The 827-nt window shown below is 71.8% G+C and carries 2 pseudogenes; one reads left to right on the top strand and one right to left on the bottom strand.

The features are described 5' to 3' along the window. Positions 1-563 (top strand): annotated as a pseudogene (locus tag MKK67_RS00220) (outer membrane protein); the annotation flags it as partial. Positions 564-585: 22 nt separating this feature from the next. Here the strand turns inward: MKK67_RS00220 and MKK67_RS00225 are convergent. Continuing rightward, a pseudogene (locus tag MKK67_RS00225) lies at positions 586-765 on the bottom strand (porin family protein); the annotation flags it as partial. Positions 766-827: the final 62 nt, after the last annotated feature.

Below are 827 nucleotides of genomic sequence, written 5' to 3' on the forward strand. Positions count from 1 at the left end.
ACCGCAGCCAGGACGGCTTCTCCGGCGGCGCCCAGGTCGGCTACAACTATCAGTTCACCCCGGGCTCCGGCGTGGTCGTCGGCATCGAGGCCGACGCCCAGTACCTCGACTTCGGCCGCGACCGGAACAACGCCTTCGTCACCGGCGGCGCGATCGCGCCCGGCCTGATCCTCAACGACCCGCGCGGCCTGTCGAGCCTCGACTACTTCGGCACCGTGCGCGGCCGCCTCGGCTACGCCTTCGACCGCACCCTGGTGTACGGCACCGGCGGCTTCGCCTACGGCTCGGGCAGCGCCGACCGCTCGTTCGGCGGCTACGCCGGCAACGACAGCTTCCGCACCGGCTACGCCGTCGGCGGCGGCATCGAGTACGCCCTGCCCACCGACTCGTTCCTGAACTTCTTCCGCTCCTGGCCCGTCACGCCCAAGTCGAAAGGCCTCTAGGTAACCCCCGCCCGCGGCACCGGCAACCAGGTTGTCTGGTTCGTCAACGCCCCCAACCTCCCCCCGCCCAATTCCAGCCCGACCGTCCGCAGCCAGGCCGAGTCCGCCGTCATCGGCGCCGCTGGCGCGCCGAGGCCGGATCCTAGTACGAGCCGAACTTGTAGTTCAGGCCGGCGCGGACGACGGCGAACTCGTCGTCGCGGCGACCGATCGGGCTGGACTAGGCCGGGGCGAGGTTGGCGGCGTTGACGAGCAGGACACCCTGGTTGCGGGTGCCGCGGTCGAGGTTGACGTACAGGCCTTCGACACTGAGCGTGACGGCCGGGGGGGGGAGGAGGTCCGGAGCCGGTCCGTGGGCACGGGCGGGCCCGAGGCGCCCCCGTC

Origin of the sequence: Methylobacterium sp. J-072, assembly GCF_022829425.1 — a bacterium.
Classification (GTDB): Bacteria; Pseudomonadota; Alphaproteobacteria; order Rhizobiales; family Beijerinckiaceae; genus Methylobacterium.